We start from the raw sequence: 19,339 nt of genomic DNA on the forward strand, positions 1-19,339 counted from the left end.
AGCATAAAGACTGTTTTACTTCTGAATTCTGAATTCTAACTCCTGAATTCTGCTGTAAATCAAGTTATAGAGGTACGGTATCTACAATCTTTCGATGCCTAAAATAATATTGGTAATATTCAAATTGGCAAATTAACAATAAACGTTGTACCAATTCCTGGTTTACTAGCGAAAGAAATTTCTCCACCATGTAATTCTACATAATGTTTCACAATTGCTAGACCCAAACCATTCCCTGGAATATTGCCTACATTACTACATCTGTGAAAAGAATTGAACAAATTTTCTTGATCAGCTTCTGGTATTCCAATACCTTCATCTTGGATACGGAAAATTACTTCTCCTGATACATAAAAAATTTCAAAATTAATTGTGCCGCCTTGAGGTGAATATTTTACAGCATTTGTCAGCAAATTAGTGAGGATATGACGTAACATTTTTTCATCCAAGCTGATCAACTGTGAATTTTGCGTGGCGATATTATCTTTGGTACTAGTGTTGCTTCCTTGGACTGTAAATATAATATTATGATTTTCGCCAGCGCTAAGTTGAGTATCAGTTATTAAATTCTTGCAAAAATTCTCTAGATCCAATGGCTCTGGCTTAAATTGAGTTTTACCTATTTCTGCTTTACCTATTAACAGAACATCACCTAATAAATGCTCAAGGTGTTGTACAGAATTTTGAATGTGAGCGAGATATTCATCTTTCTTCGCTTCGTTTAATTGCTGACTATGATCTGTAAGCAACTCAGTACAAGTAAAAATATTACTTAAAGGATTACGAAACTCATGGCTCATCATCGAGAAAAATTGGCTTTTAAGTTTTTGATGTTCTTTCTCTTTTTCTAAAGCTTCACGCATCAGAACTTCTGTCTGATACTTGTTCAAAGCAATTTCAATAGTAGTAATTAATTGAGTTTCTTCAAATGGTTTAAGTATGTAGCCAAAGGGTTGCGTAGTCTTGGCTTTTTGTAAGTTGCTCGGGTCTGAGTAAGCAGTGAGGTAAACCACTGGGATATTAAAACGAGTTCCAATTTCAGCGGCAGCTTCTATACCACTCATCTCACCTTTTAACATCACATCCATCAAAACTAAATCTGGACGTAATTCTGCTGCTTTTGCAATTGCTTGTTTTCCATAAGCAGCAATTGCTGGAACAGTATATCCAGCTTTTTCTAGACAAGTTTTGATATCGCAAGCAATAATTATTTCATTCTCAACAACCAGGATTTTTTCCTTCATTTTTTAGGCTGTCCTTAGTTTTGTTCGTTGAAAGTAATTGTGAATGAAGTTCCTAACGACGTATTGAATGTAATCATCCCTTCTAATTGTTCTACCAAATTCCAAACTAATTGTAATCCAAGCGATTGATTTTTATGGATTTCTATGTCTTTAGATAACCCTACTCCGTTATCACTAACAATTAGTGAATATTGGTTTTTATCTTTCTCTAAAAGCTCTACATAAATGTCACCTTGTTTGCGACCTCTAAAAGCGTGTTTTATTGAATTAGAAACTAGTTCATTTATAATCAAACCGCAGGAAATGGCAGCATCTATTTTTAGCGATATTTTATTAATATTCAAATGAACTTTGACATCAGAATTAACACCATAGGAACGCAATAAATTATTCGTTAAACTTTTTACATAGTCACAAAATTCAATTTTTGTGATGTCTTGAGACTGATATAGATTTTCATGAATTATTGCCATAGCTCGGACACGATTATGGCTATCCTGAAAAATTTCAAAGGTGTGTCCGTCGTTAATATATCTAGTTTGTAGCCGCAACAAACTAGAGATTATCTGCAAATTATTTTTAACGCGATGATGAATTTCTTTTAATAAAATTTCTTTTTCTTTTAGAGATACCTTAAGTTTGTTCTCCGCTTGTGTACGAGCAGTAATATCAGTATTTGAACCAGCTATAAAACACTGATTGCTCTGAGTATCGCAAAGGAATGTACCACGGCTGAGAAACCATATACAGCTACCATCTTTGTTGAGCATTCGATGCTCAATTTCATATTTTTGAGTCATCCCTGCTAAATACTCATTTAGTGCATGTTTTACCGATTCAACATCATCAGGATGAACAAACTGTAGCCAATCATCATAATATTTAGGAGCTTCCTGTTCTGTATAGCCAAGCATGGCTTGTAAGTTGGGATCTATATAAATTTCATTGGTGTTAATGTTCCATTCCCATATTCCAACTTTTCCAGCACTAATGGCTCGTATATATCTTTCCTCACTTACTCTTAGAGCTTGCTCTACATGCTTGCGTTCTAAAGCATTTCCAAGAATTTCTCCTACCATTTTTAACATGGTAATACTATCTTCTGACCAAGTTTTTGTAGTTTTTACTGAGCCAAATTCAAGATACCCAATCAGCAAACCACTACATACTATAGGCACAATAATTAGCGATTGAATATTTTGTGTAGTTAAGTCTTGTTTTTTTGTGCTTGCTGTATTCAACAAGTCATTTATATTAGGAATATTAATGGTTTCAAAGTTCCTCAGTTTTTCTCGTCCCCAAGATATAACTACATCTCTAATATCTTGTAAGTTGTGAATTGGCTTTTCTATATCTTCGGCATACCATTCATAAGTATTATCTATCTGACTATCTTCAGAAAACACAAATACATAAGCGCAATCGACATTAGTAACTTCACCAATTAGCTGCAATGCTTGATTTATACCATTCTCAATCTCATCAGGAGCAAGGTTGATAAAATGGGTTGATATAGCAGTAATCAGTTTTTCAAACTCAACTCGATATCGTAAAGCTTCTTCGATACGATGACGTTCACTAATTTCTTGTAGCAAGCGGCTATTAGTGTCCTTTAACTCTTTTGTTCTTTCTTCAATGCGAATTTCTAATTCTGCTTTAGCTTTCTCTAATGCTTCTTGTACTTGCTTACCTTCAGAAATATTGCGGATAATGGCAATAATTTGGTGCTGAACTGATGGTAGTAGGCGTGCTTCAAAAGTTTCTTCTTCTCCTGCTATTACTAAAAAATACTCAATTGCCACGGGAGAGTTTGTTTGTTGCACTTGAAGAATAGCTTTGAGGAATTGACTACCAACATTCGTTGGCAAAACCTCCTGCATTTTTTTGCCGAGAAAAGCTTCCGGAGGTAGATACAACTCTGAAATTCTTTTAGCGTAGTAACTAAGAATTGTCCCATCACTATCTAGCCGGAAATATAAATCAGGAAAGGCTTGAAATATTTCTTGTAAATCAGAAGTGGTTTGCAGGAGTTGTGCTTCTGTAGCAATGCGATCACATATTCCTCTTTGCAACTGCTTATTAGCTTGTAGTAATTCTTTAGTTGCTTGAGCAATTCGCTTTTCTGACTCTTCTTCAGCTTTTTTTAAACTCATTTCTAATGAGCAACGCTGTGCAATTTCTAATTGCAAATTTTCTTTGATTGATGACAGTTCTTTCTGTAAAGCCAATGCTAGGCTTTCTGCTGTAACAATTCCTAATAGTTCTCCTTTATCATTAACGATTGGTAGATGACGTATACCATGCTGCTGCATGAAAGGCAATGTTTTATTAACATCGAAATCTCGCTCTAAAGTCGTAATAGGTTTTTTCATCACATCGGCAATTTTAACTGCTGCCAAATTCATGCCAGAATTAAGAAATCTGATAATATCTACAAGTGTTAATATGCCTAATAATTGCGATTCTTCTACAACATATATGCAATCAATAGGTAGAATAAATTGATGTTTTTGTAAAGTTTCTTTGCTAGCAATAATATGCTTGAAGGTAGGAATTGATTTTCCTGCAACTACTTTGGCTTGGCTGCGGTAGGTATGCAAACTTTGGGCAACCACAAATGATCCGTTGTCTATGCCAATATCTTCCCCTAATTGTCCTATGTAAATGATAATTTCTTTTAAGGGTGTGTGAGGAGCAAAAGTTAGGACAGAGCCTTGAATGACATAGTCTGATATGGGCATAGGACAACTTTTAATAACTACATTAATGCTGTAGAAAATCATTCAGTTGAATAATTAAAAGTGTAAAGAATAATTATTGTTTGGCTCAATTATTATCCATAAGGTTATAAAATTAAAATCTTGAATTGTGCTTAATTTAATTTTTAACTTGAAGAATTAAAAATTACAGCATTTTCAGTAAAAGCTATTTATGGAATATTACTGTTAACACCGATTCTGGCATTTCAAGATTGCAATTGCTCTCATTAAAAAGTGCAAATGATGAATGAAAAGTACGAAACAATCTTTACTGCTATAACGCTAATGGCAATTTTAGAGATAATTGCCTAGTGGTGAAGATATTGCTGTTATATAAGTGTAGACCTTGTATTACATCAGATAAGTCTGATGCTTTAAAATAATAGATTGATGACATTGCTACCCTGATAAAAAAATATACAATTTATGGTCATATAAGGTCTATATTAGCCAAATATGGCTAAATATAGATTTTAAGATGACATTTCCTATAGTCAGCTTAAGTCATTAATAATGTTATTTCTTCAGTACTATTACTTAAAAAGCTTTACTGAGTATTAAGTTAAATTAGAAACTTTAGACTAATTAATTACCGTATTTAGGCATTAAAACCAGGATTTTGGCGGTATTATGTAGTATTTCTGAATATGAGAGGCTTTTCAATAGTGCTGGGTGACCAAGTTTTTGAGGAAGACAACGGAGTACAGCGATAAAATTTTGCCCACAAAACGGATACTTGCGGACTTTTCGCTGTTTGCATCCAGAACTTTGAAGTATGGGGATGTTCTGTTCCCTTTGAAAAGTTGCAATACCTAAAGGCACTCAGCAATTTTTTAGAGAGATTAGCCAGTAAATTAGAAGTAGGGCGTAAAAAATAAACTGATGAAAGCGATCGCTTCTGATCTGGCATCTATCGTCAATGAAGAAAATGCTGTCTATCTTTGGGAAAATCTTGAACCCACACGTAAAGAATCTATCCACAAGGCAATGGCTGCTGGCAAGCATCCCAGTTGTATTGTCTATCCCCGCACCCAAGAACAACTAGCCGCCATTATTGCAGAAGCACACCGACAAAATTGGCGTGTCCTCCCCTGCGGTAGTAGTAGTAAACTTAGCTGGGGTGGTTTGGCTCAGGAAATTGATGTGGTAGTTAGTACAGAACGCATCAATCAACTCATTGAACACGCCGTTGGCGATTTGACTGTTACGGTAGAAGCTGGAATGAAGTTCTCTGCTCTCCAAGCTATTTTAGCCAGTTCTCGCCAATTTCTGGCCCTTGACCCGACTGCACCAGAGTTGGCAACCATTGGCGGTATAGTAGCTACAGCTAATACAGGTTCTTTAAGACAACGTTATGGTGGTGTGCGTGACCAGTTACTAGGCATTACCTTTGTACGTGCTGATGGTCAAATTGCCAAAGCCGGGGGACGAGTGGTTAAAAATGTCGCCGGATATGACCTGATGAAGTTGTTTACTGGGTCTTACGGCTCATTGGGAATTATCACTCAAGTAACATTCCGAGTTTACCCGCAGCAAGAAGCATCAGCAACGGTGGTACTCACTGGTACGGCTGAGGCTATATCTAACGCAACTGATATTTTGCGAGGTTCGGCGTTAACACCAACCCAAGCTGATTTACTGTCCACGCAATTGGTATCTAGTCTAGATTTGGGTAAAGGATTGGGATTAGTTGCTCGTTTTCAAAGTATTAGCGAGAGTGTCAACGAACAGGCAAACCGCTTGTTAGAAGTTGGGCAAAAATTAGGATTAGACGGCGCAATTTATGTAGCTCAGGATGAGGCTAATCTATGGGAGAGATTACCAGAAAAAATGCGTTCTTTTACAAATTACCCGATTACTTGCAAAATAGGAGCATTACCTAGCGCTGCTGTAGAGGTTTTAAATCAAGTAGAAATGGGTTTAATTCATATTAGTAGTGGCTTAGGAGTATTGTGTTTAAATAGCCAAAATCAAACTTTGAGAATGCGCGATATTTGCCAGGTTCATAGTGGGTTTCTTTCTATTTTAGAAGCACCAGCCACAGTAAAAGAAAAATTTGATGTTTGGGGATATACAGGTAATGCTTTGGAGTTGATGCGTCGGATCAAAGCACAGTTTGATGGCAAGAATATTTTAAGTCCTGGTCGGTTTGTGGGTGGGATTTAGATTTTAAACGAACCACAAAGACGCGAAGGACGCAAAGCGAGGGGATAGAGATATTATGCAAGTTTCAGAAAATTCCGTTAATAATACGGCGAGTGTGAAGAATTTGCAGGGTTTTGATGGAAATCATCCACCCGATCCAAAGTTAATTGATAGTTGTGTGCATTGTGGATTTTGTCTCTCGACTTGTCCTAGTTATCGAGTGTTAGGTAAGGAGATGGATTCTCCAAGGGGACGCATCTATTTAATGGATGCAATTAACGAAGGTGAAATTGCACTAAATACGGCAACGGTAGAACATTTTGATTCTTGTTTGGGGTGTCTGGCTTGTGTGACGACTTGTCCTTCTGGTGTGCAGTATGACAAGTTAATTTCTGCAACGCGTCACCAAGTTGAACGTAATTATCCGCGCAGCCTGCCAGATCAATTGGTTCGTCAACTAATATTTTCTCTATTTCCTAACCCTGATATTTTGAGAATATTACTCGTACCGTTGATGGCTTATCAAAAGCTAGGTTTTTCCAAATTAATTCGCGCTACGGGTTTACTTAAAAAAATATCTCCCCGGTTGGCAGCAATGGAATCAATTCTGCCAGAAATTACTTTGAAAACCTTTCAAAATAATTTGCCTACGGTTATCCCAGCAAAGGGTGAGAAGCGCTACCGAGTCGGGATGATTTTGGGATGTGTGCAAAGGCTATTTTTCTCTCCTGTAAATGAAGCAACGGTGCGGGTGCTGACGGCGAATGGTTGTGAAGTTGTAATTCCTCAATCGCAAGGTTGTTGTGCGGCGCTTCCCGAACACCAAGGACAAACCGAACAAGCAAAAGCTTTAGCCAGACAGATGATTGATAGTTTTGCAAAGGCAGATGTGGATTTTGTGATTATCAATGCTGCTGGTTGTGGGCATACATTGAAAGAGTACGGTCACATTTTAGAAGATGACCCAGAATATCGGGAAAAGGCGAAAGAATTTGCAGCGAAAGTGAAAGATGCTCAAGAGTTTTTGGCAATTGTGGGTTTAACAGCGAAACTATTGCCAATCACAGATAAACCTTTGAATATGGTTTATCAAGATGCTTGTCATTTATTGCATGGACAAAAAATTAGCGTGCAACCGCGTCAGTTATTGCGGCAAATTCCAGGGGTGAAGTTAAAAGAACCTTTGGATGCAGCTTTGTGTTGTGGAAGTGCAGGTGTTTATAATATGCTGCAACCAGAAGTGGCTGAAGAACTGGGTCAGCAAAAAGTACAAAATTTGCTTAATACTGGTGCTGATTTAATTGCTTCTGCTAATCCTGGCTGTACATTGCAGATTACTAAGCATTTGCATTTGCAGGGTAAGGAAATTTCCGTAATCCACCCGATGGAGTTGTTGGATTATTCTATTCGCGGTGTGAAATTGGCAGTTTAACTCCGCGTTCCAACGAAGTTCTCAGCGGAGACTTCCTCCGCTCAAATTTCTCTGTGCTCTTCTGTGGGTCATAAATCATTTTTTAACAACGAAGACACAGCGGAAAGTCTGAGCGCCGGAAGCCAGCGTTCAGAACTTTCTAAAACACAGACACAGAGAAAATTTTAAATAAGAGGTTGCTTTTATGACAAAGTTTAGCAAAGCTAAAAAGATTGCATTGTGGAGTTTCACAACAATCTTGGCAGCGCTTTTCCTATTCGTTGGAACTTTAAAGCTTACGGGTGCTGAACAACTTGTTGCTCAATTTACCAAGTTTGGATTACCTAGTTGGTTTCGTCTGTTTGTGGGTGTGGCGGAAATTGCTGGGGCAGGACTTCTGATCGTTCCCCGGACGACGACAATAGGAGCAGCAGAACTCGGTGTTTTGATGGCTGGTTGTGTGTTTCTACATTTCAAATCAGGCGAAGCCCCGCAGAGTATCCCAGCATTTGTGTTGATCATTCTCTTAGCGATCGCTGGTTATGCTCGTCTTCCACATCAAAGGCTTCTTACCTCTAATAGGGATCTGCCAAGTTAAAACACTTTTGGTGTGTATCTTATAGTATTTATTGAAATTGCGATCGCATTTGCAGCTTTTGCGATCGCATTCATAAGGTCTGTTTAATCGAGAATAACTTCGATATAAGCATTTGCTGAAATCGCGATCGCATTTATAGTTTTTGCAAATCGCGTCGCTCAATTACTAAATCTTCTCTTGTCGCTGTTTGAGTTTCAGCATGATTTCGGCGTGCATTTCACGGGTAATTGGGTAAAAGTACGTTAAAAATAAACCAGCTATTAAACAAATAGTAGGTAAGGGGCCGACTGCAAGGCGGATAGCTAGTAATGCTGATTCCGGTTGTGTAGGTAGTCCCGTTTGACCAGCTACAGCTTCTTTAAAACCATATGCTTGTAAGGCATTTCCTACCAAAAACAGCCCAAAAGCTAAACCAAATTTTTGCAGTAACACCATAAAGCCATAAAAAACTCCCTCGCGGCGTTGTCCGGTTTGGAGTTCATCTAATTCAATTACATCTGGAATCATTGACCAGGGAACTAGATAAGCTGTAGACACACCAAAACCTGCCATTACTGCCATCAAATACATTAAACCTATTTGACCAGGTTGTAAGAAATAGAGTCCGGCTGCTGCTATGATCCAGAGACTCATTCCCAGAAAATAAACAACTTTTTTACCAACTTTTTTACTTAAATTACTCCAAAAAAATAGCATTACCAGGGCTGTTCCTTGGACTGCAATCATGACTGTAGGTACGTCCGCTTCTTGCAGGCGCATACAGTAAACTACAAAATAAGGAATAATGCTGGCTGTAATCTGTACACCTAACCAAGAACAAAGATATATACCAATAACAAATAGAAAAGGTCGATTGGTAAAGACAATTTTTAGTTGTTCGATGAAGGGGATAGATGGAGGTTCTTCTAGTTGAATGCGTTTAGCCTCGAATGCCAAAACGCGATCGCGTGTGCCGTAAACGCACCAATACAACCCCAATACCGAAATTACAGTACAGACTGCGGCTAATACTAAATATTGTTGCGAGCGATCGCTAATTAGAGAAAAGACTATTTTGGACAAAATCAACGATAGAATACTACCACCGATGGAAAAGGTAAAGCGAAAGCTGTTGAGGCTGGTACGTTCGTCATAATCTTGGGTGAGTTCTGGTGTCATTGCCGTATAAGGCAAATTGACAACAGTGTAAAACACCTGAGACACCACTCCAATCGCTACGTAATACCAGAACAAACCCCAAACACTAAACGGCGGTACAATCCACTGCAAGAAAAAGAAAACTCCAAAGGGAATCGCGCCATACAATAGCCAAGGAAGACGACGGCCCCAGCGCCGAGATTTGGTTTTATCAGTCAGAAACCCCACAAACGGATCGTTGATTGCATCCCAGATTTTGCCAATAATCAAAACGCTGCCAGCCAAACCCGCCGGGATACCAGCGACATTCGTAAAGAAAACCAGCAGGAAGAATATCGAAATATTGGCAGTAATCGCTGGGCCTAAATCTCCTGCGCCATAGGCCAGTTTAGTTTTAAATTGCAGTTTTTCAGTTTGAGGAGTGTCACCAGCAGAGCCATCAGCGGCAGAATCATTCATAATATCTTGCGCTCATATTAAAATAGAAAGTTTGCATTTGCCTTCAGTATTAGCTAAAAATTACTTCCCTTATGCCAGACCTTTACGTTTCTTGGTCAGATTATCACCAAAAAATTGAACAACTGGCTGCTCAGATTTATCAATCGGGTTGGGAATTCAACCAGATTGTCTGTCTTGCCAGAGGCGGACTGAGAGTTGGAGATATTCTTTCCCGTATATACCAGCAACCGCTGGCAATTTTAGCAACATCATCTTACAGTGGTCCAGGCAAGCAAGAAAGGGGTTCGTTAACCTTTTCTCGGCATTTAACAATGACCGCTGAAAGTTTAGGTTCGCGGATTCTTTTAGTAGATGACCTTGTAGACTCTGGAGTCACACTCAAAGAGACTATTCCTTGGTTACAACAAAATCCTGAGTTTGCGATCGCAGAAATTCGCACTGCTGTAATTTGGTATAAAGCTTGTTCTGTTATAGAACCCGATTACTATGTTGACTACCTGTCCGATAACCCCTGGATTCACCAACCTTTTGAACCCTATGAATATATGAACCCTGCTGAACTAGCAGCAAAGGTGAGCCAACTTTGTTAATCGGGTAATGAAGAGTTTTTTGTATCTTTATGATAAATCCTCTGGATTTTCTCCTAATTCCCTCAAACGTGCAGCTAAACGTTCAGCCCGTTGGCGTTCCACATCTGCCCGTTGGCGTTCCACATCTGCCCGTTGAGATTCTGCTTCTGCCCGTTGGCGTTCGGCTTCTGCCCGTTGGCGTTCGGCTTCTTCTGGTAAGAAAACTAAATTTCCTTCGCGGTCATAGAATCGTAGCCAAAGGGCAGTTTCTCGGTCTATAGTTCCTTCCCAAGTTCCCAACCACAATTCTAAGGTTTCGCACCATAACCAACCTTGCTCATTAGCAACTAAAGGCTGATAGCGAAAATTGGCATCCAACCGCCATCCTTGCAAGGAGTTAGAGTCAAAGGGGTCAAAAACGAAATAGTCTCTAGTTCTAAAAACTCCTTCATAGAGATTTTTTTTCTCGCCTATATCTACATTTTTTGTTGAGGGGGACATCAATTCGACAATTACATCAGGATACCGTCCGTCTTCATCCCATACAACCCAACCTTGCCGAGAAGCAGTTCCTTCGACATTGAGAACTACAAAAAAATCCGGCCCCTTGAAATCTCGATTCCGCGCCTGTGTACGACTATAGTAAACAAACATATTACCGCCGACAAAGTAATCATTGCGGTCTGCCCAAGCTTGTTGCAACGACCGAATTAAAACATTCATCCCAATGCGGTGGCGATTACTTTCCAAGGGTTCTCCGTCATCAAATATTAAATCTGTTGGTGGTGGGGTAGGTTCCCAGTCTGGGACAGGCGGTGCTGGGAAACTCTGGTTTGGAGTAATATTAGTTGACATAGCATAACCTGATACATTTACGCGATATTTTTCATCTGTCCTTTTTCCTTTAAGTCTGGCGTCAACCAGTAGGTGTTTAAAAACAAGAGTCAAATTTTGCGCCCCAAAAGCTTACCACCTCTGGTTTTGAACCCTTTTACGCCTGTTTTGAGGTTGACGCAAACTCCCTAATCTTTTCTACACAAGCTTTTGAGCTTATTTTACTCATGTCATCCTTGACAACTCAATGCCCCAAAAGTTATTTTGATTGGAGGTTGACGAAACTGTACCTTGAAAACCAAATATATCAATGCTTTCAAGTCTTGGCGGTTCCAATTAACTAAAATCCCTATCAGGGATTGAAACCGCGACTAATAAGGGTTGCGGATTTTTCCTCTAACGTTCCAATTAACTAAAATCCCTATCAGGGATTGAAACACAAGGTAGTAACCGCCACTAGTAACACCGTAGTAAGTTCCAATTAACTAAAATCCCTATCAGGGATTGAAACTACTCTGCGGTGTCCTCCCCATTGCGCTAGCTCACGTTCCAATTAACTAAAATCCCTATCAGGGATTGAAACTTTGAGGTAGGGCGATTGCGGATCTGTGGTGGAGAGGCGAGTTCCAATTAACTAAAATCCCTATCAGGGATTGAAACGCCTATAAACTACTGGCTCATTATTGAAAAATGGTTCCAATTAACTAAAATCCCTATCAGGGATTGAAACTTGAGGTAAGTTACACATACATAATTTTGTGGTGCTTTATGTTCCAATTAACTAAAATCCCTATCAGGGATTGAAACCCAGCCGTAGTTTCTGCGTCGGAGCTAAGAGAAGAGTTCCAATTAACTAAAATCCCTATCAGGGATTGAAACTCGAAACACAACTGAACACCTGACTTAATGAAACAGTTCCAATTAACTAAAATCCCTATCAGGGATTGAAACTCATTCTATCTATACATTTCTTTTCTGTATATTACGTTCCAATTAACTAAAATCCCTATCAGGGATTGAAACAGGATGGCAGCAATTGCTTATGCTTACAATCAAAGTTCCAATTAACTAAAATCCCTATCAGGGATTGAAACGCATATGCGGTAACGGTTCCGCTTCCATAAGTAGAAGTTCCAATTAACTAAAATCCCTATCAGGGATTGAAACCAGGCGGATTGGCAACACCAGCTAACTTTTTGTTCCAATTAACTAAAATCCCTATTATGCATTGAAACTTAGAGGCGAGCTATAGAGCAATTGCAATTAATTAAATTGCACAAGTCCTGATATTTATCGGTGCGTTAAGCGTTGCTATAACGCACCCTACTGGCGTGGCAAACCTAAATTGGTACAAGAGAAAAGTTGATTTTATCGGCGTTTATTAGCGTACATCGGCGGTTAATTTCATCTAAGCTAATGCACTACTTTAGCGGTGTCATGCTATTACAATTTAAGCTTTACTTTGTCAATCGTCTCTAATTCTCTTTTCCCTGTTCCCTGTTCTCTCAGCTTTGTTAAAACAGCCATAGCCAAATTGGTAATGTAACAAGTAACACTACCGCCCCTGCTGCCAAGGCGGTTACAGCTAAGTCGCGATCGAGATTGAAAGTTTCGGCAATTACTAAGGTGGCAAACGCTGGTGGCATTGCCATTTGAAGCACAATTACTTGGGCTGCTGAACCAGTCACACCAAAAAGCGGTAAGGTACTGCCAAGAACTAAGGGAACTACCAGCATTTTAATTGCCAAGCTCATCCCTGCTTGTGGTAAGCTGCTCCAAGACTTTAACTGCGACAGTCGCATCCCAATTAATACTAGGGATAAAGCAACGGCAATCCAAGCCAATTTATCCAAATAAAATTCAACTATATTAGGGATTTTCACCTGTCGAAACAGTAAGCCAAAACCAAAACTCCACAGGACAGGATTAATTACTATAACTTTAAAAATCTGCCAATAATCACTCACATTACGGCCGAAATTAGCTGCTAGTGCTACTCCTAAGCCGTAAGCGCCAAAGAGTGTACCTAATAAATCGTAGAATAAAGCCCAAGCAAAGTATTTTTGTCCTACCATCGCTAGGATAATAGGAAAGCCAAGAGAACCAGTATTACCCACCATTGCCGCTAAGAGCAAACTACCTTGTGTTGGTTTGCGGGGCATGGTTTTAGTGAAGTAAGTTTGCCCTTTAATTGCTAACCAAGCCAACAAAGCCCCTAAAAAAATGGCAAGATAAGCGATCGCAGGTGCAATCCAAATCTGCGCTGAAAGGTCGGCTTGATATAAAAAACCTACTATGCTTATCGGGCCTCCCACGTAGAAGAGGAACTGTCCCAAACGAAAGGGAACCGTGTCTGGTAGCTTACGTCCAAGGATGAATCCTATGAGGACTAGTCCCCCTAGCTTGACGTATAGTTCTAAAAGATTTGTCAAGATTACACCTAACAGAACAGAGTAAAATGCTACCGCTTGCGTTTATTTTTTTCCAGTCTACAATCTGTTATGGCTATTGAAAAAAAGCAGGAGTGAATTCTTGAATAAGGCTGGGTTTTCTGGAGAACCGCAAGACTCATCGGCTGCTTCTGGTGATGATATTCCAGCAGCTTTACGCGATACTCCCGATGCAAAACCTAAGGTGCGCTTGCAACCTGTAGTTTTGCTGACCGGTGGAGTATTGGCATTTGTCCTGCTTGCTATTAGTAGTGGCTTTTTGTTTTTTATTGTTTCACCTAAAAAAACTGCTGATTCTCAACCTTCACCAACTATTTCCCCAACACAAACACCAACTTCTGATAGTTCTGCAACCACGCAAACTAACAACAGCGATACTGTATTGGGACATTTAGCGTATGCAGAAGCGCCAGAATCTGAGCTAGCAGTAGTTTCTCCAAGAGTGCGAATCAGAATGCGAAAAGCTGCTGCTGAAAAATTTCAAGAGATGGCAAAAGCAGCACGCAGAGCAGGTGTAATTTTAGTACCAATTTCTGGGTTTCGTTCAGTCAAAGAGCAGGAGCAGTTATTTTTCGGTGTAGGTGCGCAGCGCAATCAAACTCCAGCACAAAGGGCGGCTCTGAGTGCGCCTCCCGGTCATAGCGAACATCACACAGGCTATGCTGTGGATGTGGGTGACGGAGCAGTACCAGCAACTAATCTCCAAGCCAACTTTGACAATACCAAAGCTTATCAGTGGCTACAAGCAAATGCTGCCCGTTTTAGTTTTGAGATGTCTTTTCCTAAAGATAATGCTCAAGGTGTCAGTTATGAACCTTGGCACTGGCGTTTTGTAGGCGATCGCGATAGCTTGGAAACTTTCTACAAAGCCAAAAATTTAAAACCTACTCCTACACCACAATCAACGCCCTAGTACCGCTGCCGAGTAAGTCAAAACTCATCCTACCCTGCGGGAACGACTTCGTCGAACAACTACGCTCAGGGTAAAAAAGTCAAAAGTCAAAATGATTGTATTCCGGGCTTTTACACCATTTGAAATGGTATGTTTATTTACGCCAAGCTGTACTAGTACTGCTGGTTTGGCATTTAAACAAGATTGTTGTAAGGATATTGCCAAAATTCATCATCAAAATAAATACAGAGTAAAAAATATGCTTTTTACTCTGTGTTCACCTATGTATCTGCACCCTAAATACTCGTGATGCCCTTTGCTTTATACGTAATAATTTAGATTTATTTATCAACGCTCTCATCTGCCTTACGGCTGGTTTCAGTATATATAAGCTTGCATTAAGATTCTATCTTTTTACAGTGGCTAAAACTGAGTAATAATCCCCAATTTTTCAAGAAAACTTTAGCACAAAGATAAAACTTCAACTTGTAGAATTTAATACTTTATCTAAATTTGATATATATTCATTTTAGTAACAATCTAACGATAGATTTGTGTTTATTTTCTCTGAATAACTTTTAAATTAAAACGCAAATACTTTACTGTATAAGCACTTTGAGTTAAAACTCCTTCTAAGTTCATATAGAGACTAAATAGCTTGAATAGGATAAATTACTTAGAAGCGATCGCGCTCATAAAACAGCAATTTTGGCGTTAGTAAACTGTTAAGCAGAAGCAGAGAACAGAAATCTTGTCCTTTCTTTGCTTTTGAACTCTCTATGGATGCGATCGCCCAAAATTATATTGAGATTAATCTAAAATTTGGCAATACTAGTATCTTTAACTACCTATAAATAAATGACTGCTATTCAGTGTTAACTCGCATAAAATTTCTTTCTTAAGGTAGTAGAAACTCATCAGCATGGTTACCAAGATAATAAAACGCACTAAATATATCTAACGAGCCTGAGAGGAGGCAATGATGGCTCTATTGATATTCCGGTTCGTCACACTGATCCTTGTTGCCCTGAGCATGGGAATAGCGTTCTGCCATACATTAGAATTGCCTGCCAAAATGCAATACGACGGGGCGTTGTACGTCAGAATCCAAAATTCGCTGTATGTAGCCTTTGGACCGCCTAATATTGGTGCATTGATCGAGGTTGGGGCGATACTGGCCGCGATCGCCTTAACAATTCTGGTTCGTAAACGGCGACCAGCTTTCCCATTCACATTGGCAGGTACAATCTTTCTGCTGCTTGCTTTCCCTGTAGTCTTTTTTCTGTTCACTGAGCCTGCAAATACTGTAATTAGGCAAGCGACACCGCAATCAGTACCAGCAAACTGGATGCAGCTACGTAGTCAATGGGAGTATTCTCATGCGGCGCGCTTTTGTCTGCAATTGATTGGTTTTAGTTTGCTGCTACTTTCCGTTTTGCGAGAGACGCCAATAAATCATACTCGCGATCGCCTCACCTCTGAACAGATGCAGTTAACTAGAGAATAGGGAACCTGAAATAGTTAGCGATGATGTCGGAACCAATACCAACCAGAACCTTTGCGAGTTAGCCAAGAGTCCTCTAAATCAGGATTATCGATAGGGAAATCAGAAAATTGTGAGTCATCTTGCACACGAATTCTCACATTCCGGCAACTTCCCTCTATTTCAATCGTGACTGTCTCATTGTGATTGCCTTGGGCTGGTCGCAAGAGGCTATCTCTGATCATACGTCGATTTCTCTGTGCTTCCTGGCGATCGCTAGGAACACAACGCACTTTTACCAAAGAGTTATCATTGGGATTATCCAGAAGATATGGCAAGATTTGAGAGTCACGAATTCTAGGAGTTTGGGCGCTGGCTAAAGATGTTACCGATAGCAACAGGATTGTACTCAGGGTAATAATTCTTGCTCCAGGTGGGCTTTTCATAATGTTTCCTGAGAAGTAAAGAAAGTAATTGCCAGGGCGCTAACCCCGGCGTCGAATTAATTTAAAAATTCAAATTCAACTACTACTGTTAATCACTAAATAATCTATTTGTTGTCTAGAAGTTGATTAACCTGTTGTCCCCGACGACCAGTTTTAATTTCGTAGCGGCGAGTGAGGTTGTCTTCGTAGTTCATATCTCTAGCAGCAGCAGAGTTAACAAAAGCATCGCAATTTTTACCTTGAACTACTGTGGAGGAACTACTGCTATTTTCTTCGTTGCGGTTATTGCGGATATCTTTAGAGTCACTATTATTTTGACTACCTTGGCTAGCACCGCTACCACTCACGCCAATACCTAAGAAGCTAACACCGCCTCCACCGCCATCATTATGGCTACGAGAAGAACTAGAACGAGTACTAGTAGAGGTTGCAAGCGCTAATTTGCTAGAACTGTTGCGGGTGTTGTTACCTAAACCAACATCACTACACAAAGCGCGTGGGTCATTTGCTAAAGTTTTCGGGTCAACCCAAGATTGGTGATCTCCCAATCCTTGAATTTCAGTATTACCAACTGGATTGCTAGGTGCGCCAGGTGTCGGAGTTTTAGGAGTACCATTACCTACGGCTGCTCCAGGGGTGAGAATACCAGGTTTGAAAATGCCAGCAGGCTGTACATCAAAAGGCGCTGCAAATGTTGGTAATGTGGAGGTCAAAAGTGCAGTAGCTGTTAGCAAAGAGCCAGTTAAGTGACGGAATTTCATGGTCATTCTCCTCAAGTTTAAGTGTTTGTGTGGATTGGGCTTTAACGCCTTCACTTACTCAATAGGTTGACCTTGATTGGTTTATGCACCCTCTGCCAAAATTTTTTTGTAAATCCAAAATCACTCAGCATTGGGCAGATTAATATACTTGTGGCGAAAAGTCGGAATCAGATTAAAAGGAACCACAGATAAACACCGATGCACACAGATAAGTAACTACGCAAAATAATTACAGTCGTTGCGAGCGAAGCGAAGCAATCGCAAGGGTTGGGATTGCTTCGCTTCGCTCGCAATGACAACATTTTTATTACTTCACCTGGTTAATTAGCTCTCATAACTGGGATAAATAAGTGAATCAATCTTGATGTTTTCACTGAAGCTATGCAGTACCCTTTAGAACTGAAGTTCAAATTCTGGGCATTAGCGCCCCAAATATCGATTGTTGATAGCCAAGGGAATTTGGTTTTCTATGTCAAGCAGAAGCTTTTCAAGCTGAAGGAAGCAATTAGCATCTTTGCCGACCTAGAGCGTACCCGTCCCCTCTACCACATCAAAGCTGACCGGATTATTGACTTTTCGGCACGTTACAACTTCACAGACAATAACGGTCGGGACATTGGTGCAGTCAAACGGCGAGGATTGCGATCGCTTTGGCGTGCACGCTATGACATATTTGATGGTGATACTAGCAATCTCAACATTCAGGAGAAAAATCCTTGGATAAAAGTTGCAGATACTCTATTTGCAGAGATTCCAATTCTGGGGATATTTACTGGTTATGTGTTCAACCCAGTCTACTTAGTTAGCCGGACTGATGGCACAATTGTCATGCGTTTAGAGAAAATCCCCTCTTTTCTCTCCAGAAGATTTATTATCAAAGCTATCGATCAACTTAGCGATCGCGAAGAAGAGCAAGTTTTGTTAAGTTTAATGATGATGCTGCTCTTAGAACGCAATCGTGGGTAGTTAAATGTCAGCCCTCAGTAACCATCCACAGACCAATGGGGAGGGTCATTACTCAACTTATACACTCCGTAGCTACTACCTATTGTCCATAAAGTTCTATTGAGGGCAGCATTTGCTGGATCTCCTACACTCACCATTCGCCCATTACCATCTCTGATGTTAATCTTGCCATTCCATGTAACATTCCAATCAATCGCCAGTCTTTGAATATGACGAGAATTTAAAGAAACAGGATTACCACCAACTCCATAAGCCTCTACCATATCTGCGGCAGCTTGTAGCGAGCCAGCATTGGTGTAATGCTCCCACTCAATATTAACTCCAGCCATACTTGGTACATATTTTGGCGCGATGTCTTGCCTATCAATGGTGGCTGCATAATGCATCAGGTAAGCACGTTCTTTAGGACGATGGGTAGCGGTAATAATTACTTGGCACCCTGCATCAATCAGTGCCTTTTGAAATGCTTCTACTCGTTGACGAAATGGCGAAGCTAAATCAGAAATCAACTTGCTAGTAGGAAAGCTATCAACCCAATGGGGCCCGCTGAGGCAAAACCTCTGAATTTTTGCATAGCCGTTTAAAATATCTAATGCTGGAGTTAAATCCTGTCCTAGTTTTTGCTTAGTAGCATTACTTAACGACTCTTCTAGTTCGCTACGCAAGCGTACATCCCTTTTTTTGTATGCTTCGGCTAATCCTTTGCTACTTGTATAACCAAAGTCTCCATCTGCTTTTAAGGGAGGAGTTAATTGCCCAGCTTTATTTAAAGAAGCTTGTAAATCTTTAACCTCTGCTTCACCAAAACCAAGGTAACCTAGCAATGTATTAGCTGAAATGTCAAGTTTTAAAATCAAACCCTGATTCAGCGCTTTAACATAGGTCATGTTACCAACAACACCATCAGCAGTTAAGCCATTTCTTTGTTGATAGCCACGAGTCGCTTGATCGGTCTGTTTACCAAAGTCACCATCAGCAACATTAATTGGAAATTGAGCATCTTTTAAAAAGCTTTGCCAAGCACGAACAACAGGCCCTTCTGAACCAAGTTTTATTACTGGCAATTTTAAAAAATTGACATTAAAAGCCATAAATTTCTCTCCGTTAAAACTTATAGACTTCTTGCAAAAGCTTGATAAATTCACATAAATGAAATGATAATTTTTTATCCATTTATCTATTACA

At 39.8% G+C, this 19,339-nt stretch carries 15 protein-coding genes and 1 CRISPR repeat array; of the genes, 7 read left to right on the forward strand and 8 right to left on the reverse strand.

Translation table 11 applies throughout. The annotated features are described in order from the left end of the window. Positions 1–119: 119 nt before the first annotated feature. Positions 120–1,244: an ATP-binding protein gene (locus tag BV372_RS30100; protein WP_086690457.1), complete on the reverse strand. Its 1,125-nt coding sequence runs from the start codon at positions 1,242–1,244 to the stop codon at positions 120–122. A gap of 14 nt (positions 1,245–1,258) precedes the next feature. Next, on the reverse strand, positions 1,259–3,985 hold the full coding sequence (locus tag BV372_RS30105; protein WP_086690458.1) for a histidine kinase dimerization/phosphoacceptor domain -containing protein: 2,727 nt from the start codon (positions 3,983–3,985) through the stop codon (positions 1,259–1,261). 900 nt (positions 3,986–4,885) lie between these two features. On the opposite strand from BV372_RS30105, the gene BV372_RS30110 reads away from it, so the two are divergent. From BV372_RS30110 to BV372_RS30120, 3 genes are all read left to right on the forward strand, one after another. Beyond that, positions 4,886–6,169 (forward strand): FAD-binding oxidoreductase, encoded by a 1,284-nt coding sequence (locus tag BV372_RS30110; protein WP_086690460.1) that lies wholly within the window; start codon positions 4,886–4,888, stop codon positions 6,167–6,169. Between the two features lie 55 nt (positions 6,170–6,224). Further along, the gene (locus tag BV372_RS30115) at positions 6,225–7,580 is read left to right on the forward strand and encodes a (Fe-S)-binding protein (protein WP_086690462.1); all 1,356 of its coding nucleotides are present in this window, start codon (positions 6,225–6,227) and stop codon (positions 7,578–7,580) included. 184 nt (positions 7,581–7,764) lie between these two features. Continuing rightward, positions 7,765–8,157, forward strand: coding sequence for a DoxX family protein (locus tag BV372_RS30120; RefSeq protein ID WP_086690464.1), 393 nt, complete (start codon positions 7,765–7,767; stop codon positions 8,155–8,157). Positions 8,158–8,322: 165 nt separating this feature from the next. On the opposite strand, the gene BV372_RS30125 is transcribed toward BV372_RS30120, so the two are convergent. Continuing rightward, the gene (locus tag BV372_RS30125) at positions 8,323–9,753 is read right to left on the reverse strand and encodes an MFS transporter (RefSeq protein ID WP_086690466.1); all 1,431 of its coding nucleotides are present in this window, start codon (positions 9,751–9,753) and stop codon (positions 8,323–8,325) included. Positions 9,754–9,824: 71 nt separating this feature from the next. Between BV372_RS30125 and BV372_RS30130 the strand changes: the two genes are divergently transcribed. After that, positions 9,825–10,343, forward strand: a complete 519-nt coding sequence (locus BV372_RS30130) for a phosphoribosyltransferase (RefSeq protein ID WP_086690468.1) — start codon at positions 9,825–9,827, stop codon at positions 10,341–10,343. A 27-nt stretch (positions 10,344–10,370) separates the two neighbouring features. Here the strand turns inward: BV372_RS30130 and BV372_RS30135 are convergent, their stop codons facing one another. Then, entirely contained in the window at positions 10,371–11,177 is an 807-nt protein-coding gene (locus tag BV372_RS30135) for a Uma2 family endonuclease (protein WP_086690470.1), read from the reverse strand. A gap of 308 nt (positions 11,178–11,485) precedes the next feature. Beyond that, positions 11,486–12,391: a CRISPR direct-repeat array (repeat unit 37 nt; unit sequence GTTCCAATTAACTAAAATCCCTATCAGGGATTGAAAC). Between the two features lie 279 nt (positions 12,392–12,670). Then, the gene (locus tag BV372_RS30140) at positions 12,671–13,588 is read right to left on the reverse strand and encodes an AEC family transporter (protein WP_086690472.1); all 918 of its coding nucleotides are present in this window, start codon (positions 13,586–13,588) and stop codon (positions 12,671–12,673) included. Between the two features lie 100 nt (positions 13,589–13,688). On the opposite strand from BV372_RS30140, the gene BV372_RS30145 reads away from it, so the two are divergent. After that, positions 13,689–14,519: a D-alanyl-D-alanine carboxypeptidase family protein gene (locus BV372_RS30145; RefSeq protein ID WP_086690474.1), complete on the forward strand. Its 831-nt coding sequence runs from the start codon at positions 13,689–13,691 to the stop codon at positions 14,517–14,519. Positions 14,520–15,477: 958 nt separating this feature from the next. After that, complete coding sequence (locus BV372_RS30150) at positions 15,478–16,005, forward strand: DUF1772 domain-containing protein (protein ID WP_256973544.1); 528 nt, start codon at positions 15,478–15,480, stop codon at positions 16,003–16,005. A 14-nt stretch (positions 16,006–16,019) separates the two neighbouring features. On the opposite strand, the gene BV372_RS30155 is transcribed toward BV372_RS30150, so the two are convergent. After that, positions 16,020–16,427, reverse strand: a complete 408-nt coding sequence (locus BV372_RS30155; protein WP_086690478.1) for a hypothetical protein — start codon at positions 16,425–16,427, stop codon at positions 16,020–16,022. Positions 16,428–16,531: 104 nt separating this feature from the next. Continuing rightward, the gene (locus BV372_RS30160; RefSeq protein ID WP_086690480.1) at positions 16,532–17,188 is read right to left on the reverse strand and encodes a hypothetical protein; all 657 of its coding nucleotides are present in this window, start codon (positions 17,186–17,188) and stop codon (positions 16,532–16,534) included. 381 nt (positions 17,189–17,569) lie between these two features. On the opposite strand from BV372_RS30160, the gene BV372_RS30165 reads away from it, so the two are divergent. Next, the gene (locus BV372_RS30165; RefSeq protein ID WP_086690482.1) at positions 17,570–18,154 is read left to right on the forward strand and encodes a hypothetical protein; all 585 of its coding nucleotides are present in this window, start codon (positions 17,570–17,572) and stop codon (positions 18,152–18,154) included. Between the two features lie 14 nt (positions 18,155–18,168). Here BV372_RS30165 and BV372_RS30170 read toward each other — a convergent pair whose 3' ends face one another. Beyond that, complete coding sequence (locus BV372_RS30170; protein ID WP_086690484.1) at positions 18,169–19,245, reverse strand: peptidoglycan-binding protein; 1,077 nt, start codon at positions 19,243–19,245, stop codon at positions 18,169–18,171. Positions 19,246–19,339: the final 94 nt, after the last annotated feature.

Source organism: Nostoc sp. T09 (assembly GCF_002154695.1).
Taxonomy (GTDB): domain Bacteria; phylum Cyanobacteriota; class Cyanobacteriia; order Cyanobacteriales; family Nostocaceae; genus Aulosira.